Source organism: Marinobacter sp. DS40M6 (assembly GCF_028581595.1).
GTDB classification, from domain to species: Bacteria; Pseudomonadota; Gammaproteobacteria; order Pseudomonadales; family Oleiphilaceae; genus Marinobacter; species Marinobacter salarius.
The window spans coordinates 435,159-460,482 of the sequence record NZ_JAFCAE010000003.1 but is presented as its reverse complement, the minus strand read 5'-3'; the positions used below and the strand labels follow the sequence as shown (position 1 = coordinate 460,482).

Annotated in this window: 25 protein-coding genes; 19 read left to right on the top strand and 6 right to left on the bottom strand. The window is 57.1% G+C overall.

Features of this window, described 5'->3' with window-relative positions:
- Nucleotides 1-44: 44 nt before the first annotated feature.
- Nucleotides 45-1,745: a 2-isopropylmalate synthase gene (gene leuA / locus JJO78_RS09740; RefSeq protein WP_273623522.1), complete on the top strand. Its 1,701-nt coding sequence runs from the start codon at nt 45-47 to the stop codon at nt 1,743-1,745.
- A 77-nt stretch (nt 1,746-1,822) separates the two neighbouring features.
- On the opposite strand, the gene JJO78_RS09735 is transcribed toward leuA, so the two are convergent.
- The 3 genes from JJO78_RS09735 to xseA all read right to left on the bottom strand — a co-directional run bounded on the left by JJO78_RS09735 (nt 1,823) and on the right by xseA (nt 5,693).
- Entirely contained in the window at nt 1,823-2,032 is a 210-nt protein-coding gene (locus JJO78_RS09735) for a cold-shock protein (protein ID WP_008169155.1), read from the bottom strand.
- 319 nt (nt 2,033-2,351) lie between these two features.
- Nucleotides 2,352-4,226 (bottom strand): propionyl-CoA synthetase, encoded by a 1,875-nt coding sequence (locus tag JJO78_RS09730; RefSeq protein ID WP_273623513.1) that lies wholly within the window; start codon nt 4,224-4,226, stop codon nt 2,352-2,354.
- Between the two features lie 111 nt (nt 4,227-4,337).
- Nucleotides 4,338-5,693 carry an exodeoxyribonuclease VII large subunit gene (gene xseA, locus JJO78_RS09725; RefSeq protein WP_091641318.1) on the bottom strand — a complete coding sequence of 452 codons (1,356 nt, stop codon included), beginning with the start codon at nt 5,691-5,693 and terminating at the stop codon, nt 4,338-4,340.
- 228 nt (nt 5,694-5,921) lie between these two features.
- Between xseA and guaB the strand changes: the two genes are divergently transcribed.
- Nucleotides 5,922-7,385 carry an IMP dehydrogenase gene (gene guaB, locus JJO78_RS09720; RefSeq protein WP_007152454.1) on the top strand — a complete coding sequence of 488 codons (1,464 nt, stop codon included), beginning with the start codon at nt 5,922-5,924 and terminating at the stop codon, nt 7,383-7,385.
- Between the two features lie 65 nt (nt 7,386-7,450).
- On the top strand, nt 7,451-9,028 hold the full coding sequence (gene guaA / locus JJO78_RS09715) for a glutamine-hydrolyzing GMP synthase (RefSeq protein WP_036205338.1): 1,578 nt from the start codon (nt 7,451-7,453) through the stop codon (nt 9,026-9,028).
- A 21-nt stretch (nt 9,029-9,049) separates the two neighbouring features.
- Here the strand turns inward: guaA and JJO78_RS09710 are convergent, their stop codons facing one another.
- A complete protein-coding gene (locus tag JJO78_RS09710) occupies nt 9,050-9,457 on the bottom strand; it encodes a Vgb family protein (RefSeq protein WP_273623507.1) in 408 nt (135 codons plus the stop codon).
- A 24-nt stretch (nt 9,458-9,481) separates the two neighbouring features.
- Nucleotides 9,482-10,261, bottom strand: a complete 780-nt coding sequence (locus tag JJO78_RS09705; RefSeq protein WP_273623506.1) for a Vgb family protein — start codon at nt 10,259-10,261, stop codon at nt 9,482-9,484.
- A 345-nt stretch (nt 10,262-10,606) separates the two neighbouring features.
- On the opposite strand from JJO78_RS09705, the gene tadA reads away from it, so the two are divergent.
- The 4 genes from tadA to JJO78_RS09685 are packed head-to-tail and all read left to right on the top strand — an operon-like array spanning nt 10,607 to nt 13,939.
- A complete protein-coding gene (gene tadA, locus JJO78_RS09700) occupies nt 10,607-11,107 on the top strand; it encodes a tRNA adenosine(34) deaminase TadA (RefSeq protein WP_075196209.1) in 501 nt (166 codons plus the stop codon).
- Nucleotides 11,108-11,116: 9 nt separating this feature from the next.
- Nucleotides 11,117-12,100, top strand: a complete 984-nt coding sequence (gene galE / locus JJO78_RS09695; protein ID WP_199480464.1) for a UDP-glucose 4-epimerase GalE — start codon at nt 11,117-11,119, stop codon at nt 12,098-12,100.
- 53 nt (nt 12,101-12,153) lie between these two features.
- A complete protein-coding gene (locus JJO78_RS09690) occupies nt 12,154-13,497 on the top strand; it encodes a UDP-glucose dehydrogenase family protein (RefSeq protein WP_036205341.1) in 1,344 nt (447 codons plus the stop codon).
- 1 nt (nt 13,498) lies between these two features.
- Entirely contained in the window at nt 13,499-13,939 is a 441-nt protein-coding gene (locus JJO78_RS09685; protein ID WP_041334301.1) for an HIT domain-containing protein, read from the top strand.
- Nucleotides 13,940-13,966: 27 nt separating this feature from the next.
- Here the strand turns inward: JJO78_RS09685 and fabR are convergent, their stop codons facing one another.
- Nucleotides 13,967-14,584 (bottom strand): HTH-type transcriptional repressor FabR, encoded by a 618-nt coding sequence (gene fabR, locus JJO78_RS09680; RefSeq protein WP_075196207.1) that lies wholly within the window; start codon nt 14,582-14,584, stop codon nt 13,967-13,969.
- A 182-nt stretch (nt 14,585-14,766) separates the two neighbouring features.
- On the opposite strand from fabR, the gene aspS reads away from it, so the two are divergent.
- From aspS to ybgF, 12 genes are all read left to right on the top strand, one after another.
- Complete coding sequence (aspS, locus tag JJO78_RS09675) at nt 14,767-16,572, top strand: aspartate--tRNA ligase (protein WP_127401492.1); 1,806 nt, start codon at nt 14,767-14,769, stop codon at nt 16,570-16,572.
- Nucleotides 16,573-16,623: 51 nt separating this feature from the next.
- Nucleotides 16,624-17,373, top strand: a complete 750-nt coding sequence (locus tag JJO78_RS09670) for a YebC/PmpR family DNA-binding transcriptional regulator (protein WP_075196206.1) — start codon at nt 16,624-16,626, stop codon at nt 17,371-17,373.
- A gap of 9 nt (nt 17,374-17,382) precedes the next feature.
- Nucleotides 17,383-17,913, top strand: coding sequence for a crossover junction endodeoxyribonuclease RuvC (ruvC, locus tag JJO78_RS09665; RefSeq protein WP_075196205.1), 531 nt, complete (start codon nt 17,383-17,385; stop codon nt 17,911-17,913).
- 31 nt (nt 17,914-17,944) lie between these two features.
- Nucleotides 17,945-18,577, top strand: a complete 633-nt coding sequence (gene ruvA, locus JJO78_RS09660) for a Holliday junction branch migration protein RuvA (RefSeq protein ID WP_127401490.1) — start codon at nt 17,945-17,947, stop codon at nt 18,575-18,577.
- A gap of 155 nt (nt 18,578-18,732) precedes the next feature.
- The gene (gene ruvB / locus JJO78_RS09655; RefSeq protein ID WP_036205355.1) at nt 18,733-19,761 is read left to right on the top strand and encodes a Holliday junction branch migration DNA helicase RuvB; all 1,029 of its coding nucleotides are present in this window, start codon (nt 18,733-18,735) and stop codon (nt 19,759-19,761) included.
- Nucleotides 19,754-20,197, top strand: a complete 444-nt coding sequence (gene ybgC / locus JJO78_RS09650; RefSeq protein ID WP_041334308.1) for a tol-pal system-associated acyl-CoA thioesterase — start codon at nt 19,754-19,756, stop codon at nt 20,195-20,197. The genes ruvB and ybgC overlap by 8 nt, the downstream gene beginning before the upstream one ends.
- A 14-nt stretch (nt 20,198-20,211) precedes the next feature.
- The gene (gene tolQ / locus JJO78_RS09645; RefSeq protein WP_007152467.1) at nt 20,212-20,901 is read left to right on the top strand and encodes a protein TolQ; all 690 of its coding nucleotides are present in this window, start codon (nt 20,212-20,214) and stop codon (nt 20,899-20,901) included.
- Nucleotides 20,902-20,944: 43 nt separating this feature from the next.
- The gene (gene tolR / locus JJO78_RS09640) at nt 20,945-21,391 is read left to right on the top strand and encodes a protein TolR (protein ID WP_036205359.1); all 447 of its coding nucleotides are present in this window, start codon (nt 20,945-20,947) and stop codon (nt 21,389-21,391) included.
- A 78-nt stretch (nt 21,392-21,469) separates the two neighbouring features.
- A complete protein-coding gene (gene tolA / locus JJO78_RS09635; RefSeq protein WP_036205360.1) occupies nt 21,470-22,444 on the top strand; it encodes a cell envelope integrity protein TolA in 975 nt (324 codons plus the stop codon).
- Between the two features lie 62 nt (nt 22,445-22,506).
- Nucleotides 22,507-23,790, top strand: a complete 1,284-nt coding sequence (tolB, locus tag JJO78_RS09630; RefSeq protein ID WP_127402392.1) for a Tol-Pal system beta propeller repeat protein TolB — start codon at nt 22,507-22,509, stop codon at nt 23,788-23,790.
- Between the two features lie 72 nt (nt 23,791-23,862).
- Nucleotides 23,863-24,441: a peptidoglycan-associated lipoprotein Pal gene (pal, locus tag JJO78_RS09625; protein WP_036205364.1), complete on the top strand. Its 579-nt coding sequence runs from the start codon at nt 23,863-23,865 to the stop codon at nt 24,439-24,441.
- Between the two features lie 12 nt (nt 24,442-24,453).
- Nucleotides 24,454-25,239 (top strand): tol-pal system protein YbgF, encoded by a 786-nt coding sequence (gene ybgF, locus JJO78_RS09620; protein WP_075196202.1) that lies wholly within the window; start codon nt 24,454-24,456, stop codon nt 25,237-25,239.
- Nucleotides 25,240-25,324 lie beyond the last annotated feature (85 nt).

The following is a 25,324-nucleotide window of genomic DNA, read 5'->3' as shown; positions in this document are numbered from 1 at the left end:
CACAATCAATGAATTCCCCGTGAGAACAGCAAGGAATCACCCCAATGGCATTTGATCATCGTAAATACGTTGCGTTTACGCCGGTGGCGAAAACCGTTCGTCGCTGGCCTGACAAAGTCATCACCACCGCTCCCCGTTTTTGTGCGGTGGATCTGCGGGATGGCAACCAGGCACTGGTAAAGCCGATGTCGGTAGCGCAGAAGCAGCGGATGTTTGATTTGCTGGTAAAGCTGGGGTTCAAGGAAATCGAGATTGGCTTTCCTGCAGCGAGCCAACCGGATTTTGATTTTTGTCGCAAACTTATTGAAGAAGATCGCATTCCCGATGATGTGCACATTCAGGTGCTGACCCAGGCGCGGCCGGAGCTGATTGAGCGCACCTACGATGCCCTTAAGGGGGCTCGCAAGGCTATCGTACATGTGTACAACTCGACGTCGACGGTTCAGCGGGAGCAGGTCTTCGGCATGGACCGCGAAGGCGTGAAAGATATTGCGGTCAATGGTGCCCGCATCGTCAAGGCCAACGCCGCCAAGTACCCGGAGACCGAATGGACTTTCCAGTATTCGCCGGAGAGCTTTACCGGAACGGAACTGGAATACGCCGCGGACGTGATCGATGCAGTAAACGACGTCTGGCGCCCGGATCAGGGCCAGCCGGTGGTGATCAACCTGCCAGCCACCGTGGAAATGGCGACCCCCAATGTATTTGCCGATCAGATCGAGTGGATCTGCGATCACGTTCGGTATCGCGAGCACATCAGTATCAGCGTCCACACCCACAACGACCGTGGCTGTGCCGTAGCGGCGGCGGAGCTGGCGGTGATGGCCGGCGCTGACCGGGTGGAAGGCACGCTGATGGGCAATGGTGAGCGTACCGGCAACATGGACCTGGTCACCATGGCGATGAATCTTTACTCACAGGGCGTGGATCCGACGCTGGACCTGTCTGGAATGGCTGAGATTACCGATGTGGTTGAAGCCTGTACCGAGATTTCCACCCATCCCCGCCACCCCTATGCCGGTGAGCTTGTGTTTACAGCCTTCTCGGGTAGCCACCAGGATGCCATCCGTAAATGCCTGGCCCGCCGCACCGAAGGCGAAAGCTGGCATGTGGCGTATCTGCCCATCGATCCTCACGACCTCGGTCGCCGTTATGAGGAAGTGGTTCGCATCAACAGCCAGTCTGGCAAAGGTGGTGTGGCTTATGTCCTGGAGCGTGATTACAACATCAGCCTGCCACGGTGGTTGCAGATCGAGTTCAGTAAGCTGGTGCAGCGAGAGGCCGAAACCAACGGCGGAGAGATTGACTCACTGACGATTCATCGGTTGTTCGAAGATCGTTACCTGAAGGTGGCCCAAGCCTGGGAGTTGAGATCCTATGACCTTCACCGGGATGATGAAGGCGTGAATGCCGTTGTGAGTATTGGCGCTGAAAGCGACCCGATCATACTCAAAGGTCATGGCCTCGGAGCGGTCGAGGCAGTGTCAGCGGCGTTGGAGGCGGAATACGGCGTAACCCTGGCGGTAGAAGCCTACGATGAATTTGCATTGGGTGAGGGCACCAACGCCAATGCACTGGCCTGTATCCGTGTGACGGTGGATGGACATCACTGCAGTGCGGCCGCTCTGGCCGAGGATACCACGTCGGCTACCTTGCAGGCGCTGTTTTCAGCGGTTTCCCAGGTGGTCGAAGCTGGTCGTCGGGATGGGGTCACCAATAAGGCGTCGGCGGAAGCGGATGCCTGAAAAAGAAAAAGCCGGCGAATGCCGGCTTTTTCGGATTCCCTGTGCCCGTGAGGGGCATAGGGCGGGGTCGCGTAACCTCAGACTGGGGTTACGTTTTCCGCCTGGGGACCTTTCGGACCCTGAGTCACGGTAAACTGCACCTGTTGACCTTCGGTCAGGGTGCGGAAACCGCTCGCGTTGATTGCACTATAGTGAACGAAAACGTCACTGCCACCGTCCTGGGCGATAAAGCCGAAGCCCTTGGACTCGTTAAACCACTTTACGTGGCCTGTTTTTGTATCTGACATTGATCTTTCCTGTATTTCTGAAATTTTGCCCTCACGGGACCATCGGTATCCAGTCGGAATACCGGCGCTGTAAAAATTCAGAAAGTACTGAGGAAAGGGGCAACGAAGAGCACTGCGGCAGGACGTTGAAACGCATTCACCAAATACCGCTGTATTTTCACAGCAATTTCAGTATAGACCGAGATGGGAGGGCGTCAACGCTTTTTTTAGCACTTTATTTAAGTTTTTTAATCCGCAAAAACAACAAGTTGTCATAAAATCGTCACCAAACGGATGCACCGTTGTGGCGCAGATTCCGATTGGTGACAGCGTCTCGTGGTCAGCTTTTGAACTGCTCGCTGATTTCTTCCAGTATGGCGGGGTCGTCAATCGTGCTTGGCACTGCGTAGTCCTCACCATCGGCGATTTGTCGGATTACCCGGCGCAGGATCTTGCCGGACCGGGTTTTGGGGAGTCGTTCCACGACCAGCGCCTTGCGGAAGCAGGCAATAGCGCCGATTTTTTCGCGCACCATCTCAACCAGCTCTTCTTCAAGTTCGTCGTGGTCGATGGTTGCGCCGTCCTTGATCAGTACGAGCCCCACGGGCACCTGGCCTCTCATGTCGTCGTGAGCACCGACCACGCAGCATTCCGCGATGGCCGGGTGGGCCGCCACCACTTCCTCCATCTCTCCGGTGGACAACCGGTGGCCCGCGACGTTGATAACGTCGTCCGTTCTCCCCATCACGAACACATAGCCGTCTTCATCAACAAATCCTCCATCACCGGAACTGTAGAAACCTTCGATGGGGGCAAGATAAGTGTTACGGAATCGGGCGTCGTCACCCCAGACCGTGGACATGCAGCCCGGAGGCAATGGCAGCTTAACGGCAATCTGGCCCTGTTCGCCGGCGGGCACCTGATGGCCCTCCATGTCCACCACCTGAACGTTGAATCCGGGGGACGGAAGCGTGGCGGAGCCGGGTTTCGTCGTCATCATCTCGATGCCCACCGGGTTGCAGCAGATTGCCCAGCCGGTTTCGGTTTGCCACCAATGGTCCAGTATTGGCAGGCGGGTATGTTCCTTCAGCCATTCGTAGGTGGGTGGGTCCAGTCGTTCGCCGGCCAGGAAGAGGCGCTTCAGGGAACTGATGTCGTAGCGGGACAGCTGATCAGCCTCAGGGTCTTCCTTGCGGACCGCCCGGAAGGCGGTCGGTGCCGTGAACAGCAGATTCACGCCGTGGTCCTGGACCACGCGCCAGAAGGCGCCGGCATCCGGAGTTTTGACCGGCTTGCCCTCGTAAAGGATGGTGGTGCAGCCTGCAAACAAGGGGGCATAGACGATATAGCTGTGCCCGACCACCCAGCCAACGTCCGATGCGGCCCAGTAGACATCTCCCGGGCTGGCGTCGTAAACCAGGTGCATGCTGTAGCGAAGAGCGACGGCATGGCCGCCGTTGTCGCGCACAACGCCCTTGGGTTTACCGGTGGTTCCGGACGTGTAGAGGATATAAAGCGGGTCGGTGGCCCTGACAGGCACCGGGTCTACCGCCCGGGCCCGGCTAACCATTTCACCCCAGTCGAAATCGCGACCTTCCTGAAGCGTGGCCTGAGCCTGCGGGCGCTGAAACACAATGCAACACTCGGGCTTGTGGTCCGCCTGATCGATGGCTTTGTCCACCAAGGGCTTGTATTCGATGACCTTGCTGACTTCGATGCCGCAGGAGGCTGTGATGACGGCCTTGGGCTTGGCATCATCGATGCGCACCGCCAGTTCATTGGATGCGAAACCGCCAAAGACCAGGGAATGAATGGCGCCAATCCGGGCGCATCCCAGCATGGCAATGACGGCTTCCGGAATCATGGGCATGTAGAGAATCACCCGGTCACCCTTGGTGATGCCTCTGTCCTGGAGGGCACCGGCGAAGGTTGCCACCTCACGGGTGAGCTCATTGTAGGTGTATGAGCGGGTGGTGCCGGTGACCGGAGAATCGTAAATCAGGGCTTTCTGTTCGCCGCGCCCGGCCCGGATGTTGGCATCCAGTGCTATGTCGGAGGTGTTAAGGACGCCATCGGGAAACCACTCCCCATGTCCGTTATCGGTGGGCTGCCAGATGGTTTTCGGGGGCTCCATCCAGTCAATGGCAGACGCTTTCTCGCGCCAGAAGGCGTCAGGCTGGTCGATTGATTGCCTGAACTCGGAGTGGTAGTCCATAACATCCACCTCGCATCACTGTTGTTGTTGTGTTTTGTAATACCCACAACTTTAGGCGCTTTGAGGTATAGGACTACTAGACCATAGGCTAAGTTTCTGTCTTTTTGAAAGTTATTGGTTTCCTGAATTGACCGCGGTCACGTTCGCTTCAACGTGGCCGCTGGCAACACGGGCGGTGATCCTGTCGCCGGGCGCGAGTTCACTGGCCTGGCGAACTATATCCCCGTTTTCCTGCTGGACGATGGCGTACCCCCGCCCCAGCGTCGCCAGCGGGCTGACCACATTCAGTGTTTGAGCCAGATGCTCAAGGCGCTCCTGGCGTTGGACGACGGACTGGCGAGCCAAGCGGGTCAGTCGTTCGGACAGCTGGCTGACGCTCCTGCGGTTGTCGTCGAGCCGTTTTGCGGGAGACTGCATTCTCAGGCGCTGGCCAAGGTGCTCAGCGCGTACCTTTTCCCGCTCCATGCGTTGACGCATGGCCTTGCCCAGCCGCAGGTCGAGGTCGTCCATGCGCTGGGCTTTTTCCATCAGTTCACGCCGGGGATCCCTGAGCCTGGCGGAAAGATGCGCCAGCTGAGTCCCCATGCGTTTGAGGGCTCGGCTGGCGGCGCCGGCGAGTCGATGTTCCCGTTCCTTGAGCTGTCGCAGCCAGTCCTGCTGATCGGGTGATATTTTTTCCGCAGCGGCGGACGGTGTGGGTGCCCGCAGGTCGGCGACAAAGTCGGCAATGGTTACGTCCACTTCGTGGCCAACCGCACTGACCGTTGGCAGGGGGCATGCTGCTATGGCGCGGGCGACGGCTTCCTCGTTGAAACACCAAAGATCTTCCAGTGAGCCACCACCGCGACCAATAATCAGCACATCGGCGAGTCCGTGTCGGGCTGCCCGGTCAATGGCACGGACAATGTCAGCTGTTGCTGCCTGCCCCTGGACAGCGGTGGGGTAAAGGGTGACGGGAATGGCCGGGCATCGTCTGGCAAGTACGGTCAGGATATCGTGAATGGCGGCGCCGGTGGGCGATGTCACAACCCCAATGTGGCGAGGGGTTGATGGCAGCGGTTTTTTGCGGGCTGCATCGAACAGACCCTCCATCTGCAGCTTGCGTTTGAGCTCCTCATAGGCCTGCTGCAACGCGCCGAGTCCCGCTGGCTCGACATGCTCGACAATGATCTGGAAATCGCCCCGGTTCTCGTAAAGCGTTACCTTGCCGCGGATGCGAACCTGCTCGCCTTCCTTCGGAATTTCTTTCACCCGCTGGTTGAAGCCCCGGAACATGGCGCAGCGGATCTGGCATTTGCGATCTTTCAGGGAAAAATACCAATGGCCAGAAGAGGGGCGGGAGAATCCGGACAATTCACCCTCAACCCAAACCTGCATGAAGCTGGCTTCCAGCAGGTGGCGGGCCTGGTGATTGAGCTCGCTGACACTCAGTGCTCGGGGCCGGGAATCCTGGAAACCGCTGTCCAAAGGGGGTGCTCCTTCGTTTCTGTGGGGTTGCTGTATACGCAAAAGCCGAAAATTGGAGAGTAAAAATAGCGAAAATTCAAAAAGATGCAACCCAATAGGTAGTCAGCCCCGGTTTACTGTCAACCAAGGCCCATTTATAATAGGTCGATTAAGAATTTTGTACTGCCACAGCCTGCGGGGTGTGGTGTCAGAATTCTCCAATCTAGCATGTTCAAAAGGCGGATCCCAATGCTGCGAATTGCCGAAGAAGCCCTCACCTTTGACGATGTACTGCTCGTTCCAGGACGCTCAGAGGTTCTTCCTCACCAGGTCAGCCTGCAAACCCAGCTGACCAAAGGTATCACCCTGAATATTCCGCTGGTATCAGCGGCTATGGATACCGTGACCGAAGCTGATCTGGCCATTTCCATGGCTCAGGAAGGTGGCATCGGCATCATGCACAAGAGCATGTCTGTTGAGCAGCAGGCCGCGGCCGTCCGCAAGGTCAAGAAGTTCGAAAGTGGCGTCGTTAAGGATCCTATCACGGTGACGCCGGACACTACGGTTCGCGAACTCGTGGACATCACCATGGCCAACAACATTTCGGGGCTGCCGGTGGTGGACGGTGTCGATCTCGTTGGTATCGTCACCGGTCGTGATATTCGCTTTGAAAGCCGCCTGGACACGCCTGTCTCGGAAATCATGACCGCCAAGGACAAGTTGGTGACGGTGAAAGAGGGTGCCAACCTGGACGACGTGAAAGAGCTGTTGCATCGTCACCGCATTGAAAAAGTCCTGGTCGTGAATGACGACTTTGAATTGCGCGGGCTGATTACCGTCAAGGATATCCAGAAGGCGAAGGACTATCCGCTCGCTTGCAAGGACGAGCAGGGCCGTCTTCGAGCTGGCGCTGCCGTTGGCACCGGTGCAGATACAGATGCACGTGTAGCCGCGCTGGTTGAGGCCGGAGTTGACGTGATCGTAGTGGATACGGCCCATGGCCATTCCAAGGGCGTGCTCGACCGGGTTCGCTGGATTAAAGAACATTTCCCGGAAGTTCAGGTGATCGGCGGCAACATTGCTACGTCTGATGCCGCAATCGATCTGGCCGACGCTGGTGCAGACGCGGTCAAGGTAGGTATCGGTCCCGGTTCCATCTGCACGACCCGTATTGTGGCCGGCATTGGCGTGCCACAGATCACAGCAGTGTCCAATGTGGCCGCCGCCTTGAAAGACCGTGGTGTGCCCGTGATCGCGGATGGTGGCGTTCGCTTCTCTGGCGATATTTCCAAGGCCATTGCAGCCGGAGCCTACAGTGTCATGATCGGCAGCCTGCTGGCCGGTACTGACGAAGCCCCGGGCGAGGTTGAGCTGTATCAGGGCCGTAGCTATAAAGCCTACCGCGGCATGGGTTCCATTGGAGCCATGGGGCAGGGGTCCAGTGACCGTTACTTCCAGGACGCCAGTAAAGGCATTGAGAAGCTGGTGCCGGAAGGCATTGAAGGCCGCGTTGCCTGCAAGGGCCCGATGCGGAACATTGTGCACCAGTTGATGGGCGGCCTGCGGGCTTCCATGGGTTATACCGGCAGTGCCACCATGGAAGAAATGCGCACCAAGCCTGAGTTCGTCCGCATCACCAATGCGGGCATGCGTGAGAGTCACGTCCACGACGTGACCATCACCAAAGAAGCCCCTAACTACCGTATCGGCTGACCACTGTCGATTCGGGCGCGGCTCACCCAGTGAGCCGCGTTTTTTCTTTCTGCTCCGAGGATTTCATGGCCCATAACATCCACGACCACCGTATTCTGATTCTCGATTTCGGTTCCCAGTACACCCAGCTCATCGCGCGCCGCGTTCGGGAAATTGGGGTCTATTGTGAGATCAAGGCCTTTGATATTACCGATGAGGAACTGAAAGAGTTCAATCCCAAAGGTATCATTCTCGCGGGCGGCCCCGAGTCCGTGACTCAACTGGGTGGCCCTCGTGCGCCGGAAGGCCTGTTCGAAAAAGGGATTCCGGTTCTGGGCATTTGTTATGGCATGCAGACCATGGCCGAGCAGCTGGGCGGTCGTGTTGCCAGTTCCGAGAAGCGGGAATTTGGCTATGCCCAGGTCAAAGTGCGGGCCAAGGGGCCTTTGCTGAAAGATATTACAGACCATCTCACGGCAACCGGCGAATCTTTGCTGGACGTGTGGATGAGCCATGGCGACAAGGTTGTGGTGATGCCGGAGGGCTTCGAACTGCTGGCATCAACGGAGAGTGCGCCGATTTCGGCCATGCAGGATACGTCGCGTAACCTCTACGGCGTCCAGTTCCACCCGGAAGTGACCCATACCCTGCAGGGCAAGCGCATCCTGGAGCACTTCATTCTCAACATCTGCCAGTGCGAGGCTCTGTGGACGCCAGCCAAGATTGTTGACGATGCGGTGGAACAGATCCGTAACCAGGTGGGCAGTGGCAAGGTGCTTCTGGGTCTGTCTGGTGGTGTGGATTCTTCCGTTACCGCTGCGCTGCTTCACAAAGCCATCGGCGACCAGTTGACCTGTGTGTTCGTGGACAACGGCCTGTTACGCCTGAACGAAGGCGATCAGGTGATGGATATGTTCGCCAGCAACATGGGTGTGAAGGTTATTCGCGTTGATGCCGAAGACCTGTTCCTGTCCAAGCTCAAGGGTGTTGATGATCCTGAGCAGAAGCGCAAGATCATTGGCAACACCTTCATTGATGTGTTCGACGAAGAAGCCGCCAACATCCGCGATGTGAACTGGCTGGCCCAAGGCACCATCTACCCGGATGTCATTGAATCCGCAGCCTCCAAGACCGGTAAAGCCCATGTTATTAAATCCCACCATAATGTGGGTGGTCTGCCGGAAACCATGAAAATGAAGCTGGTGGAGCCGCTGCGGGAACTGTTCAAGGACGAGGTTCGCCGTATTGGCCTGGAGCTTGGACTGCCTTACGACATGGTGTATCGCCACCCATTCCCCGGGCCCGGCCTGGGCGTGCGGATTCTGGGTGAAGTGAAGAAGGAATACGCCGAAATCCTCCGTCGGGCTGATGCTATTTTCCTGGAAGAGTTGCACCGTGCTGACTTTTACCACAAAACCAGCCAGGCATTTGCGGTCTTCCTGCCCGTCAAATCGGTTGGAGTGGTAGGTGATGCCCGACGCTATGAATACGTGGTGGCATTGCGCGCAGTGGAAACCATCGATTTCATGACCGCCCGTTGGGCACACCTGCCGTACGATCTGCTGGAAACGGTATCCAATCGCATCATCAATGAAATTGAAGGTGTCTCCCGGGTAACCTACGACGTTTCCTCCAAGCCGCCGGCAACCATCGAGTGGGAGTGACCGGTATGCTGGTCGGGTTGGTCAGTTAATTCTGACCAACCCGACCTGATTGGTGCTGCTTTGATGGATTAGCAGGTTTTCTTCTTCAGTCACCCAAACATTGCGAATGATCCCAACTCCCGAGGGAATGGCCCAGCTTTGAAAGGTCTCGGCTTTCGGGTCGAATCTGACGATTGCATCAGGTCGCATGCCCGATTCGTTGTACCAGATAATGTCGTCGATGACGGCCAATGCGTAAGGATGAGAGTCCGTGCCGCTGGGGGAATCCCATTCGGTGATTGCGCCGGTATCCGGGTTCAGTCGGCCGATTTTTCCCCTCGTTGAATTGACGTACCAAACGTTGCCTTGGCTATCCAGGTCAAGTCGACGTACTCGGGTTCGTTTATCCGGCAGGTTGTAATAACGAACCTCCATAGTGTTCGGGTTCATGGCGCCAATCTTGTTCGTGCCAATCTAGGCAATCCAAACGGTGCCGTTGGAATCTACCTTGATTCCATAGGGCCTGGCTTCAGTGTTAACTTCCTTCAATACACCGGTTTCAGGATCCAGTCGGCCCAGCATGGCCGCGTGCTGAGCCGTGAAATACAGGTTGCCGTTGGGATGAAACACGGCAGAGTGAGGGTCTTTGGCCTGCGTTTCATATTCAGTGATATTGCCGGTGTCCGGATTCAGCTTCCCGATAGTGGCGTTGCTGTTTCCGGTGTACCAGATGTTGCCATCCTCATCAGGGACAATGGAGTGTGGCCGGGCTGATGGCGGTAAATTGTATTCTTTCATTTCGCCAGTATTCGGGTTCAGTTTTCCAACCAGGCTCGCCCACATACCTGTCCACCAGATAGAGCCGTCTGGTGCTTCAATCGGGTCCCGAGTGCGTTGCCCAAGGGTAGGTGTTGTCCATTCAGTAATCTCAATGTCGACATTTCCCGGAACCAGAGTTGGTCGCCTGCCGGGGTCTTCCGGAAAGTGTTGGGCCAGATAATTGGCGACCCTGGTGGCCTGCTCATCTTGCAGGTCAATCATGGTGGAGAAAACCCGTCGCCACTCTTCAGGTGAGCTGTAACCAGCTGAGCGTTTGATGGTGGAGACGCCATGGCAGGCTGTGCAGGCGTTCTCGACCAATGCTTTGCCGGCACCTTCGGGTAGTGAAGATTGCGAATTGTTTTGCGCAAGGGAGGCTTGCGTGGTGCCGAGTAGAACGACGACTGCAGCTGTCAGGGATGCAGGTAGGCTCATGAGAACGACTCCTGTCATTCGGGAAGACCTTTATTGTAATCGTACGTCACGATGCTGTGGACATTGTGAGGTAATGAAAGTTCCGGGTTGGCGTGCTTTTACTCTAAACTGAATGCCAGGCAATGATGAAATCTGCTGAATAGACGCGAATTCAGGTATTCGCGCACTCGTTTCCAACTTTGGTAATATGTCGCCTGGTTGATGATGGTACAAATTATGCCGCCTCAGATATTGTTGCTGCACCCTTTAATCATCCCTCAATAAATCTTTTGTTTTAATAGGTTGCATACCCCGTTTTGTCGAGCGCTGACGTGACGAACAGAGGGGTGTGACCGGGCAGGCATTATGGCTGGCACTGATGATGATTATTCCTGGATGAAGCGTGCGCTGCAGCTGGCCCGTCAGGCCGGAGCCGCTGGTGAGGTGCCAGTTGGTGCAGTGGTCGTGCTGGATGGACGGGAAATCGGAGCTGGCTATAATGCACCGATCAGTGGATGCGACCCCACCGCTCATGCTGAAATACGCGCCCTGCGGGACGCGGCAAGACGTGCGGGCAATTACCGGTTGCCGGGTGCCACGCTTTACGTCACCCTTGAGCCGTGCACTATGTGTGTGGGCGCCATTGTGCACAGCCGCATCAGTCGTTTGGTGTACGGTGCGGCGGAACCGAAGGCGGGTGCCGTGGTGTCGGCTCGGCAAACACTGAACGAGCCACATCTCAACTGGCGTGTTGAGTCTGTCGGAGGTGTTCTGGTGGATCAGTGCAGCCATGTTATCAGCGAATTCTTCACGCGTCGGCGGGCCGACATCCGCCGCCGGAGGCAACTGTTTTCAGGGAAGGAGTGACGATCGATCATGAAAGTTCTGGTAACCGGCGGAGCCGGGTATATAGGTAGTCATGTCGTAAGGCAACTGGGCGAAGCCGGACACGACATTGTTGTTTTCGATAACCTGTCCACCGGATACCGTTGGGCGGTCACCTGTGGTGAGCTTGTGATCGGAGACCTCTCCGATGAACAGGCCATTGCGGACCTTTTCAGCCAGCACCGCTTTGAAGCCGTGCTGCATTTCGCCGCCAATATCGTGGTGCCGGAATCGGTCGAGAACCCCCTCAAGTACTACAGCAACAATACCCGTAACACGCTGAATTTGCTGAAGGCAGTAGAAGAACACCAGGTACCTTACATGGTGTTTTCGTCGACGGCTGCCGTTTATGGCATGCCAGAGGAAACCGTACTGACGGAAGATCTTCCGCTGGCGCCGATCAATCCCTATGGCGCCTCAAAGATGATGAGCGAGCGGATGATCATGGATCTGGCTGCCGCGTCATCCCTCAATTACGTGATCCTGCGTTACTTCAACGTAGCTGGGGCCAATCCGGACGGTTTGCTGGGTCAGGCAACGCCTGAAGCTACGCACCTGATCAAGGTTGCGTGTGAGTGTGTGACGGGCAAGCGCGATGGCATGAGCGTGTTTGGCACCGACTACGACACCCGTGACGGTACCTGCATCCGCGACTACATCCACGTGGAAGACCTGGCCAAGGCTCATGTGATGGCGTTGGAGTATATGGCCGGTGGAGGTGAGTCACGGGTGCTGAACTGTGGCTACGGGCGTGGGTTTACCGTCCGCGAAGTTATTGATGTGGTCAAGCGCCAGTCAGGCAACGACTTTCCGGTGCAGGAAACCGGCCGTCGGGCAGGGGACCCAGCCGCGCTGATGGCTGACAACTCGCGAATCAAAAAGGTACTGGGCTGGCAGCCGGATTACGACGACCTGGATACCATCGTCGGCACAGCCCTGGCCTGGGAGAGGATCTGGCAGGATAAGCAGGGCTGAGAGGCCGCACATCGAATACCAACCATAAATTGCAGACATCAGGGTTTTAAAGGATGAAAATTACTATTTTTGGCACAGGTTACGTTGGTCTTGTCACGGGTGCCTGTCTGGCCGATGTGGGTCATCACGTTCTGTGTATGGATGTGGATCAGGGCAAGATTGATAAGCTTAGGAACGGCCATATACCGATTTATGAGCCTGGCCTCGAGTCCATCGTAAAGCATACGGTTGAAGCAGGCCGCCTGGCGTTCACCACCGATACTCAAGAAGCCGTGGCCCATGGTTCTCTGCAGTTCATCGCAGTGGGTACACCGCCTGATGAAGACGGTTCCGCCGATCTGCAGTATGTGACCGCCGTGGCGCGCTCCATTGGCCAGTATATGGATGACTACAAGGTGGTGGTGGACAAGTCCACCGTGCCGGTTGGTACTGGCGACAGGGTTAAGGCTGCGGTGCGCTCCGAGCTGGACAAACGCGGGCTGGAGCTGGACTTCGATGTCGTGTCCAACCCTGAGTTTCTTAAGGAAGGCGCGGCCATCACCGATTTCATGAAGCCCGACCGCATCATCGTTGGCACCGACAGTGAGCGGGCCAAAGAGTTGCTGCATGAGGTCTACTACCCGTTCAATCGTAGCCACGACCGCATGATTTTCATGGACATCCGGTCTGCGGAACTGACCAAGTACGCAGCCAACTCCATGCTGGCCACCAAGATCAGTTTCATGAATGAAATAGCCAACCTGGCGGAGCGTTTGGGGGCCGATATAGAAAATGTGCGTCGTGGCATTGGTTCCGACCCCCGCATCGGCTACCACTTTATTTACCCCGGTTGCGGTTACGGCGGCTCCTGTTTCCCGAAAGATGTCCAGGCATTGACCCGCACAGCCAGGGATTGTGACTACGACTCCCGCCTGTTGAACGCCGTGGAAGCCGTGAACAATGCCCAGAAGCACGTGTTGTTCGACAAGATCAGTCATTACTTCGGTGGCAACCTGAAGGGCAAGGTCGTCGCGATCTGGGGGTTGGCATTCAAGCCCAACACCGACGATATGCGTGAAGCATCGTCCCGAGCCCTGATGCAGGACCTCTGGAAGGCCGGAGCGAGCGTGCAGGCCTTTGACCCGGAAGCCATGGAAGAGACCCAGCGTATCTTTGGCGATCAGCCAGGGTTAACCCTGTGCGGCACCAAGGAGCAGGCGCTGAAAGGGGCCGATGTGCTGGCCATCTGTACCGAGTGGAAGGAGTTCCGCTCTCCGGATTTCGAAGCCATAGCCGCAAACCTGAAGGAGCCTGTCGTGTTTGACGGGCGCAACCTGTACGAACCTGAAATGCTTGAGCGCCACGGTATGATCTACTACGCCATTGGCCGTGGCCGGAACCAGTTCCACGGAGGTTAATATGAGTGGGGCGGAGTCGCCGTTTGTTCTGCACGAGCGTCTGGAAGCTGACACAGTCAGCCTCGGACAGAGCAAGCTGTGTGAAATTCGGCTGATGAACGACAGCAACTGGCCCTGGATCCTTCTGGTACCAAGGGTTGGCAGTGTGCGGGAGATCTATCAGCTGGCTCCGGAGCAACAGCGGCAGCTGCTGGCGGAATCGTCCCTTCTTGGGGAGGGCATGATGGAATTGTTCGGTGGGGATAAGCTCAATGTTGCGGCGTTGGGTAACATGGTGCCGCAACTTCACCTTCATCATATCGTGCGTTTTGACGGCGACTCTGCCTGGCCGGGCCCGGTCTGGGGCAAACTTCCGCCGAAGCCCTACAGTGTCAGCGATCTGGCCAGAATAAGCGAACAACTGAAGCCGTTGCTGGGTCGGCTCTCGCAAATAGTGGCGTAGCAATCTCTTCCGGCAAAGCCGGGTAGCTTAGCGTTTGTGCCGGGCGATGGTGCGTGATCCAACGAGGATCATCCTGAGCTCGGTTTTCAGTTTGTCCTTCAAGGCTTCCTTTTCCGGTGGTGTTGCGTCAAGCGCCTCGGCGCCTTGGTTAAACACCAGTGTCACCATGGCGTCTGCCACCAGTTTGGAGTCGGATAGGGGGCGATTCTCTTCATCCGCGATGCGCGCCAGATCTGCAGCCAGTTCGGTCACAAAGTGGTCGATTTCAGCTTTGATGGCGGTGCGGAAGGGTTTTGATACCCCGGTGCTTTCCCTCAGCATCAGACGAAACAGATTGGAGTTGTTGCCAAGATACTCCATGAAGGTGTCCACCGAGGTGCTGATGGCGCTGCCGTTTCGTGCAATTCGCTTGCGTGCCTGGCGCATGAGTTGTCGCAGGGCGACACCGCCTTCGTCCACCAGGGCAAGCCCCAGCTCGTCGAGCTCGGAAAAGTGCCGGTAGAACGATGTCGGCGCAATGCCAGCTTCCCTTGCCACTTCCCGCAGGCTCAGGCTGCCAAAGCCCCGGTCCGCACTGAGCTGAGCAAGGGCGGCGTCCATCAGGGCACGGCGAGTGCGGAGTTTCTGTTCGGCTCGGGCTGACAAGGGCGGCTCCATAGGGCGGTAAATCGGCCCATTCTAGCGGCCAAATGTTTTACCGTCACCCACGGTGATGGAAGCCTGATTTTCCCGTTCATTGTGTTTATAATGGGCCGCTTTTGCAGTAGGGTCCGCCAGAACCATTTTTGCAAACTTTTACGCACACATCAGATACAACGGGAACCGGTATGCGCAGTCATTATTGCGGTGGAATCAACGAATCTCACATCGATCAGGAAGTTACTCTTTGCGGTTGGGTTCATCGTCGCCGCGATCACGGTGGGGTGATCTTTCTGGACCTTCGCGATCGGGACGGTATTTCCCAGGTCGTGTTCGATCCGGATACCCCAGAGAGCTTCAATCTGGCGGAGAAGGTCCGCAGTGAATTCGTTATTCAGGTGACCGGCCGTGTGCGCCGTCGTCCCGCTGGTACCGAAAACGCCAACATGCCGACGGGGCAGGTTGAGCTGCTGGGTAAGCAGTTATCCATCCTGAATGCCGCTGCAACGCCTCCGTTCCCGCTGGATGAGCATGTGGATGTCGGTGAAGACGTTCGCCTGAAGTATCGCTTTGTGGACCTGCGTCGCCCGGAAATGCTGAACCGACTGCGTTTCCGTTCCAGGGTGACCAGCTATATTCGCAACTTTCTGGATAGCAACGGCTTTATGGATGTGGAGACGCCTATCCTGACCCGCGCCACTCCGGAAGGCGCACGTGACTACCTGGTGCCAAGCCGCACCCATGAAGGCTCCTTCTTTGCACTTCCCCAGTCCCCGCAGCTTTTCAAGCAATTGCTGATGGTGTCCGGTGTGGATCGCTATTACCAGATCGCCAAGTGTTTCCGCGACGAAGACCTGCGTGCCGACCGTCAGCCGGAATTTACGCAGATTGACATCGAGGCCTCGTTCATCGATGAGGAGACCTTGATGACCCTGAACGAGAACATGATTCGTTCGCTGTTCAAGGATGTTCTGGAAGTGGATCTGCCTGAATTCCCGCGCATGCCGTACGCCGAGGCAATGCAGCGTTATGGCAGCGACAAGCCGGACCTGCGTATCCCGCTTGAGCTGGTTGACGTGGGTGATCTGGTTGCGGGCGTTGACTTCAAGGTGTTTGCCGGTCCGGCTAATGACCCCAAGGGCCGCGTAGCAGCACTACGTGTTCCGAAGGGCAGCGAGCTGACCCGAAAACAGATCGACGACTACACCAAGTACGTGGGTATTTACGGTGCCAAGGGGCTGGCCTACATCAAGGTCAATGATACGTCCAAGGGCGTTGAAGGCCTGCAGTCGCCGATCATCAAATTCCTGGGTGACGATGTTGCGCAGGCTGTCATCGAGCGCTCCGGTGCGGAAGATGGCGATATCGTGTTCTTCGGCGCCGATAAGATCAACGTGGTCAACGAAGCCTTGGGCGCGCTTCGCATCAAGGTCGGCCACGACCTGAACATGCTGACGTCCGAGTGGGCGCCGATGTGGGTGGTGGACTTCCCGATGTTCGAGGAAACATCTGACGGAAGCCTGACTGCGATTCACCATCCGTTCACGGCGCCATCCTGTTCTGGTGACGAGCTGGAAGCGTCACCGGCGACGGCATTGTCCCGCGCCTACGACATGGTGCTCAATGGCACCGAGCTCGGTGGCGGTTCCATCCGTATTCACGACGAAAAAATGCAGGAAAGCGTGTTCCGTACCCTGGGTATTGAGCACGAAGAAGCACGAGCCAAGTTCGGGTTCCTGCTGGATGCGCTGAAATACGGTTGCCCTCCCCATGGTGGCCTGGCGTTTGGTCTGGACCGGTTGATCATGCTGATGACAGGCGCCAGTTCTATCCGTGATGTGATTGCGTTCCCGAAAACCCAGAGCGCCACCTGTCTGATGACACAGGCTCCCGGAGAAGTGGACGACAAGCAGTTGCGTGAGCTTCATATCCGCCGCCGCAAGCCCGTGGCCAAGGCCGGCGAAAGTAAGGAAGACACCCAGGCAGGCGAGTAACGCAATGCCGGAGCACACCCTCGTGTGCTCCGCGACTGAACGGAGTTGATTATGGCTGGACACAGTAAATGGGCCAACATCAAGCACCGTAAAGCGGCTCAGGACGCCAAACGCGGTAAGATTTTCACCAAGATCATTCGCGAGTTGACGGTGGCGGCCCGTCAGGGCGGGGGAAACCCGGATGACAATCCGCGATTGCGGGGCGTCATCGACAAGGCCCTGACCGCCAACATGAAGAAGGACACCATCGAGCGCGCCGTTGAGCGGGGTGCCGGGGATGGTGACGACAGCAATTACGAGGAACTGACCTACGAAGGGTACGGTCCCGGTGGCGTTGCTATCTTTGTGGAAGTCATGACGGATAACCGCAACCGCACTGTGGCCGACATTCGTCACGCCCTGAACAAGATGGGCGGCAACCTCGGCACTGACGGTTCGGTAGCGTATCTGTTCAGTAAGCAGGGTATTATCAGCTACAGTCCGGAGATGGACGAAGACCGGCTGATGGAAGCGGCCCTGGTTGCCGGTGCCGAGGATCTGGCAACGCTCGGCGACGGCTCTTTCGAGATAGTCACCGTGCCAGATCAGTTCCTCGACGTTAAACAGTCCCTGGTGGAGTCCGGCCTGATACCCGATAACGCAGAAGTCACTATGGTGCCCTCAACCACTGTAGAGCTGGATGAGGAGGGCGCAGAGCCCATCCTCAAGCTGATCGATATGCTGGAAGACCTGGACGATGTGCAGAATGTCTATCACAACGCCGATATACCGGCGGACGTGATGGAGGCACTCCATCAATAAGGGCGCAACGTGTCGATAATCATGGGGGTGGACCCAGGGTCACGCATTACCGGTTACGGCATTGTCCGGGCCGAGGGCCGGGTGATCGAATATATTGACAGTGGATGCATCCGGGTCGGCGAGAAGCCCATGGCGGAGCGCCTGCAAACCATCTTCCATAGTCTGGCAACGCTCATTGGCGAATACCGCCCCGAAGAATTCGCCATCGAGCAGGTATTCATGGCCCGTAACCCGGATTCAGCGCTGAAGTTGGGGCAGGCCAGGGGAGCGGCGATTGTAGCGGCCGCCAACAGCGGTTTGCCGGTTCACGAGTATTCCGCCCGCCAGGTCAAGCAGGCGGTGGTGGGTAAAGGCGGCGCTGACAAGTCCCAGGTCCAGCATATGGTCCAGGTGTTGCTGGCGCTGTCCCGCAAGCCGCAGGCCGACGCCGCAGACGCCCTGGCGATTGCGCTGTGCCACGCCCACATGAGCCAGAGCGTTGCCCGGCTGGCGTCCGGAGGTGGCGGGAAAGTGCGAAGTGGCCGGGTCCGAAGACAATAACCAGACTCATTGAAGTCCAGGGAGAAACCCGTTGATTGGTCGTATCCGAGGCATCCTGATTGAAAAATCCCCCGCCCAGGCATTGGTGGAATGCGCCGGCCTGGGGTATGAAGTCGATATTCCCTACACCACCTTCTTTAACCTTCCTGAAACCGGCGACGAGCTGGTTCTTCACACCCACTTTGTTGTTCGCGAGGACGCCCAGAGCCTCTACGGCTTCTCTTCACGGCTGGATCGGGACCTGTTCCGGTTGCTGATCAAGGTTAATGGTGTTGGTCCCAAGCTTGCCGCGGGGATTCTGTCGGGGCTGGATGCGAATCAGTTTATCCGCTGCGTTGAGGCTCGCGATGCCAATGCCCTGGTTAAGCTTCCCGGTGTTGGCAAGAAAACCGCCGAACGCCTGCTTATTGAAATGACAGATCGTATAGGGCAACTTGAAGGGCAGTTCACGCCAGCGTCGCCAAATGCGACGGTTATCTCCGGCTCAGCCAACGCGGGCATTGCCGCAGGTCATGACCCCAGGGAAGAGGCGGAAGCCGCACTGATTGCTCTGGGTTACAAGCCACAGGAGGCGTCCAAGGCGATCAGCAAGGTTGCGGAGGAGGGCATGTCGAGCCAGGAATTGATTCGGTTGGCGCTACGGGCAATGATTCCTGCCAGCTAATGGGCTGATTAAAAGAGTGTCATTAATCGCATCCTGGCCCCATATGTGTAGAGAGCGTAACGTGACAGCAAAAGCGCCGTTTGTACAATTGGGGCATAATGAACCCGATACGAGTGTACAGGCATGTTGTTGATTTCCTCTGAGCGGGTAGTTCAATGATTGAATCGGATCGCCTGATTACAGCCCAGGCCGGACAATACGAGGAAGTGCAGGATCGAGCGATCCGTCCCGGTGTGCTTGCGGACTATGTGGGTCAGCCGGCTGTGCGGGAGCAGATGGAAATCTTCATTTCCGCCGCGCGAGGTCGCCAGGAGGCATTGGATCATGTGCTGATCTTTGGTCCGCCGGGGCTAGGCAAGACCACGCTCGCCAACATCATTGCCAATGAAATGGGTGTGTCCATTAAGACCACATCCGGCCCGGTGTTGGAAAAAGCCGGTGATCTGGCCGCCATGCTGACCAACCTCGAAGAGGGTGATGTCCTCTTCATTGATGAAATTCATCGTCTCAGCGCCGCCGTGGAAGAAGTGCTCTACCCGGCGATGGAAGACTACCAACTGGATATCATGATTGGAGAGGGCCCGGCGGCCCGCTCCATCAAACTGGACCTGCCCCCCTTTACCCTGGTGGGTGCCACGACACGCGCCGGGCTTCTGACGTCGCCGCTGCGGGATCGTTTCGGCATCGTCCAGCGCCTTGAGTTCTATAACACCAAGGATCTGACGGATATTATTCTCCGTTCCGCGCGATTGTCATCGGTCGCTATCGACAACGGCGGTGCTTACGAAATTGCCCGTCGTTCCCGGGGAACACCCCGTATTGCCAATCGCCTGCTACGCAGAGTGCGTGACTTTGCTGAGGTAAAAGCGGATGGCAGCATTAGTGAGTCCATTGCGGACCAGGCACTGAACATGCTGAAAGTGGACGCCCAGGGGTTTGATCACATGGACCGGCGCCTGCTTTTGGCGATGATTGAAAAGTTTGATGGTGGCCCGGTCGGTGTCGAAAGTCTGGCAGCGGCGATCAGTGAAGAACGAGGCACTATCGAAGACGTTCTTGAGCCGTTCCTGATTCAGCAGGGTTTCATGGTACGTACGCCCCGTGGGCGTATGGTGACGTCCAATGCCTACCAGCATTTTGGTGTCGTGCCATCCGGTCCGGAACGGGAGGACCTGTTTGACTGAGCGTTATGATTCATCGGTCGGGTTGGCGGTTCGCGTGTACATCGAGGATACCGACGCCGGCGGTATCGTATACCACGCGAAGTACCTGCACTATATGGAGCGTGCCCGTACGGAGTGGGTTCGTCACAAGGGTGTCGGGCTTCGCGCCGGCCTGGCGGATAACATCAGTTACGTTGTCCAGCGCCTGTCGATTCACTACGGTGCTCCGGCCAGGCTCGACGATGAGTTGCGAGTGACCGCGGAGCCAGTGGCGTTTGGCCGTGTATGGATGGATTTTCGTCAACGGGTTGTTCGCCGCTCCGATGACAAGGTACTGGCCTCGGCGGATGTGCGTGTGGCCTGTATCGCACTGGATTCCGGCCGGCCAAGACGCCTTCCGGTAAACATGCTGGAGTTGCTGGAAAGCAGCCTGAAAACCAATTCACAAGTGGAATAATCCAGGAGTAAAAGGTGGAGTCAGAAGTTTCTGTTTGGTATCTCATCGCCAACGCCGGCGTGCTGGTTCAGCTGGTTATGCTGTTGCTTGCCCTGGCGTCCATTATCTCCTGGGCACTGATCTTCCAGCGCCTGAAGGTGTTCCGCAAGGCCAAGCAGGCCCAGTATGCGTTCGAGGAACGGTTCTGGTCCGGAATGGACCTGGGTCAGCTCTACCGGGAAGTGAACAGTAATCCGACGCCGTTCTCCGGTATGGAATCGTTATTCCGCGCCGGTTTCAAGGAATTTTCCCGTCTGCGCCAGCAAAGCCGGGATGCCGATGCCGTCATGGAAGGCACCCAGCGTGCGATGCGAGTGGCGTTTTCCCGTGAGCAGGAGCGGTTGGAGATGCACTTGCCGTTTCTTGCAACCGTCGGCTCCACCAGCCCCTATGTCGGTCTGTTTGGCACGGTCTGGGGCATCATGAATTCATTTCGGGGACTGGCTCAGGTTCAGCAGGCGACCCTCGCCACGGTAGCCCCCGGTATTTCCGAGGCATTGATAGCAACGGCAATGGGCCTGTTTGCGGCCATCCCCGCCGTGATTGCCTATAACCGTTTCTCCGCTATTTCCGATGCGCTGCTGAAGAACTATGAAACCTTTGCCGATGAGTTTTCGAGCATCCTCCATCGCCGTGTGCATAACAGCGAGCAGTCAGCCGCATGAGGAAGGCAGCCAGTAACGGACAGCCAGTCGGGAGAGCAGAAACATGAAAGGCATGGGAATGATGCCGGCGAGAAGTCGCAAGCCGATGTCTGAAATCAACGTCGTACCCTACATCGACGTCATGCTGGTGCTGCTGATCATCTTTATGGTGACGGCGCCGATGCTGACGCAAGGCGTAAAAGTGGATCTGCCGGAAACCACATCGCAGCCGATCCAGTCCGACAAGAACGTGGAATCTATCGTGGTGTCCGTCGACAGCAATGGTGCGTATTTCATGGATATCGGGGATGAAAGCAGTGACCCGATGTCACTCGCGGACATTCGCGACCGGATCGCCAAAATCCTGTCCCAGCGTACGGACCGCGAAGTGCTTGTTCGGGGTGATGAGCATGTTGAGTACGGTACCGTTGTTCGACTGATGGCTCAGTTACAGGCCGCAGGGGCGTCTAATGTCGGATTGATCACCGAAGCGCCATCCATTGATGAGTAGGTACAGAGCAGGCAGGTTTTTGTGAGAGGTCATGAGCGTGATGTAACCAACACGGGCCAGCCGCCCTGGAAGTCGCCCGTGGCTCTGTCAATCCTGCTGCATGGGTTGATCCTGGGCGTGGCCTTGGCCGGATGGACGTGGACCAATCCCTCGGAGGATCCGCCGCCGCCCAGTATTTCTGCGCGCCTGATCACTCCGAACGAGCCCGAACCCAGTCCGGTGACGGAACCGGTTGATGAACCGGATCGTGATGAAGAACGCAGGCAGGAGGAAGAGCGGAAGCGTAAGGAAGAAGCCGAACGTCGAAAGGCCGAAGAGGAACGCGAACGGGAAGAGGCTCGCCGCATCCAGCAGGAGAAAGAGCGCAAGCAGGAACAGCAGCGCCAGGAAGAGGCGGCGAAGCGCGAACGTGAACAGCAGCGCAAAGCGGAAGAGGCTGCCCGCCAGAAGGCTGCTGCTGAAGCCAAGGAGCGTGAACGTCAAAAGGCCGAGGAAGAAAAGCGTCGCCAAGAAGAGGCTGCCCGGAAGGCCGCCGAGGAAAAACGCCGTGCGGAGGAGCAGCGCCGCAAGGAAGAAGCTGAGCGCAAGGCGAGGGAAGAGCGAGAGCGCCAGGAAGCTGAACGCAAACGCAAGGAGCGTGAGCGGCGTCTGAAAGAACAGCAACTGGAAGCCCTGGCGGAAGAAGCCCAGCAGGAACGCGAGGCGGAGGAGCGCCGTAAGAGGGAGGCGGCCGCGGCCAAGGCGCGCGAAGCGCAGATGCTGACGGAAAGCCAGAAATATCAGGCGCTGATTCGTGAACGATTGAGCCAGGCCTGGTATCCGCCATCATCGGCAACCGAGGAGATGACTGCGCGGCTTCAGATCACTTTGCTACCGACTGGTGAACTTGCCTCGGTAAAGCTTGTCTCCACCAGTGGTAACACGGCATTCGACAATTCGGCGCTGGGCGCGGTTAAGTCGTTGAATCGTTATCCGATTCCCGATGATCGGGACACGTTTGAAAAGTATTTTCGCCAGTTTACGATTGAGTTCAATCCTCGGCGGTTGAGATAAGGACAATGGGAAATCAAATGACGAACCGGAGTACTAAAGGCACAACCCCAACCGGCATGGTAATGACATGGTTGCTGATGCTGGCGGTGATGATAGGGAGCAGTCCGGCGGCCCACGCAGAGCTGTTGATCCGAATCACGGAGGGTGCGGATTCGGCCATCCCGGTCGCCGTGGTCCCATTCGCTGAATCCGGCACCATGCCGTCCGGCGATAAGATCAGCAGTATCATCCGCGACGACCTCACCATGAGCGGTGAATTCAAGCCACTGCCACCAGAGAAAATGCTCAGCCTGCCGTCAAAGGGTGATGAGGTCTATTTTCGCGACTGGCGACTTCTGGGGCAGCGTTACGTTCTGGTCGGTCAGTTGACACGTACCGGCGACAAGATTGAAGCCCGGTATGAGTTGTACGATGTGAACCGCGAGGAGCGGATCCTTGGGGCAACGGCGTCCTCATCGGTGAACAGCACACGGAGCCTTGCCCACCACATCAGTGACAAGGTCTATGAGGCTATCACCGGGGTGCCGGGCGCATTTTCTACCAAGCTGGCCTACGTCACGCTTCAGCGATCCGGTGGCAAAGCCCTGTATCGGCTGCAGGTCAGTGACGTGGATGGCAAAAGGGCCAAGGTCAGGCTGGAAAGCGATGAACCCATTTTGTCACCAGCCTGGTCGCCCGACGGTAAGAGGCTTGCCTATGTGTCGTTTGAAACTGGCAAGCCCGCGATTTACAGCCATGAGCTTTCATCGGGCAACCGCACGCGGATCGCGGACTTCCGGGGTTTGAATTCAGCGCCCGCATGGGGCCCGGATGGTCGGTCGTTGCTTATGACCCTGTCGAAGGACGGCAATGCCGAAGTCTACAAGATGGATATTCAGAGTCGCTCGCTCAAGCGGCTGACCAATCACTGGTCTATTGATACTGAGCCCACCTGGGATCATACGGGTGAAGGTTTCTTCTTTACGTCTGATCGTTCCGGGGGGCCGCAGATCTACCACAAGTCCAGTGAGAGTGCGGAACCCCGCAGGATTACCTTCGGTAGCCGCTACAATGCCCGCCCGCGGCCAGACAACGACGGCAAGTACGTCTACTATGTGCATCAGAGAGACAAGGCGTTTCATATAGCACGGACTAACTTGCAGACGGAGGAAGAAACGATTCTCACTCGAACTGAGTCCGATGAGTCGCCCAGTGTTTCGCCCAATGGCCGGATGTTGATCTATGCAACCAAGCAGGGCGGCGACAGTGTACTAACTGTAATTGCCGCGGATGGCGGAGCGGCCTATAGTCTGCCGGCCTCGGAGGGTGATGTGCGTGAACCGGCATGGTCACCGATCGTCAAGTAAACCGGAACTCCGAACAGAACAGGTTCGTTTGCATTAACGTACAACAGACTCTCAAAAAGGAAGGAAGTGATTATGAACGTATCAGCTCACCACAAATTATTCGCCATGGTAATGTCTCTTGGTCTGATCGCCGGTTGCAGCAGCACCGGTGAGACCACTGAAGACGGTGCGTACGGTTCCGATGTCTCTGCTGTCGACCAGGAAGGTGGCAGCACTGTTTATGGCGGCGATGATGACGGCGGTGTGTCTTCATCCGAGATGAGCGAAGAGCAGCGTCGTGAAGCGGAAGCTCGTGCTGCGCGGGCGGAAGAAGCCGCCATGCGCGAAATCACCACCTTCTACTTTGATTTTGATACCTCCGAAATCAAAACCGAAGCCCGCGATGTGCTGGTGGCCCACGCCCGGTTCCTGCAAGCCAATCCGGGGCAGAATGTCCGTATTGAAGGGCATGCTGATGAGCGCGGCACCAAAGAATACAACCTCGCATTGGGCGAGCGTCGTGCCAACGCCATCGAGCGTTTCCTGATCGTGAACGGTGCTTCCCGCGGCCAGACGGAAACCATCAGCTACGGTGAAGAAAAGCCGGCAGTGATGGGTTCCAGTGAGAGCGCGTGGGCCCAGAACCGTCGCGTTGAACTCGTTTTCCAGTAACAGGCGAACCCCATGAGACATCTGCTCATGGCGACAGTGATGCTCCCGCTTGCCTTCGGGCATGCGGGCGGCGCGCTGGCGCAATCCGTTTCTCCAGCGTTCCAGGACAATGCGTCCGAGGCAGAACGCAAGGCTGGCAACAGTCAGGCCAATGCGGAACTGTTCTACATGATTCAGCAACTGCAGGGCGAGGTTCGTCGATTGCAGGGGCGGGTCGAAGAGCAGCGCAACCTCATTGATCGGCTTACCAAGCAGTCACGGGACCGCTACATTGACCTTGACCAGCGAATTCTGAAACTCTCTGAAAAGGTCTCGGAAGCACCAGCGACGAGCTCAGCGAGCTCAGAGGGTGCGGCCGATTCGGCTGAGGCAGCAGGAGATTCGGGGGTGAAAACCAGAATCTACCGGCAGCCTTCCGACAAGGAGCGAACGGAATACCAGAAAATCCAGACTCTGATCCATCAGGAAAAGAACTACGACCAGGCGATCAATGGGTTGTACGACTTCATTGATGAGTATGAGGAAGGGGACCTGACGGTCAACGCCTATTATTGGCTGGGCGAAGTGTACCTCGTTGAGGAACAGCTCGAACAGGCGCGGCAGGCGTTCACCATCGTTGCAACCCGTTATGGGGATCATCGCAAGGCGCCGGACGCTGTTTACAAGCTTGGTGTGACCCTGGACCGGCTAGGCGATAAGGAGCAGGCTCGCGGGCGTATGGAAACCGTGGTCCGCGACTATCCGAATACCAGCGCTGCTGAGTTGGCCAAGAAGTACCTCGACTCCAGTAACGGCTGATCGTGCTTGCCACGAAGAATGTTGAGAAACCTGGGAATTAGGGGTTGATCGGCGCTGAAAAATCATTACTATATGCGCCTCGTTT